General features: G+C 68.0%; 1 protein-coding gene. It reads left to right on the top strand.

The features are described from left to right. On the top strand, positions 1–419 hold a 419-nt coding region (locus tag AC1DIX_RS27980), incomplete at both ends, for a transposase (protein ID WP_477328630.1).

Genomic DNA, 419 nt, shown 5'->3' with positions numbered 1-419 from the left:
AACGCCTGTCCTCTCTAACGCGGCGCCAGCGCGACCGCCTGCTCGACCTGCTGCAATCGGCGGCCGGCCTCGACCGTGTACTCGAGATCGTCGAACAACCCGCCACACCACTCTGCTGCCCGCACTGCCAGGCCGACAAACCCTATCGCCACGGCCATGCGCACGGACTGCAGCGCTACCGCTGCCGCAGTTGCCATCGCACTTTCAATGCCCTCAGCGGCACGCCGCTGGCGCGGCTGCGCCACAAGGCGCACTGGCTCGACTATCTCGGCTGCATGCTCGACTCCCGCAGCGTGCGCCGCTCGGCGCGCGAGATCGGCGTGGCCAGCGCGACCAGCTTTCGATGGCGTCACCGTTTCCTGGCCTTGAGCAAGGATGACCGGCCGCAACGGCTGAGTGGCATCGCCGAAGCCGATGAG

The sequence above is a fragment of the Massilia sp. 05N420 genome (assembly GCF_056397205.1).
The sequence above is the reverse complement of the archived record's forward strand: the minus strand, read 5'-3'. Positions and strand labels throughout refer to the sequence as shown.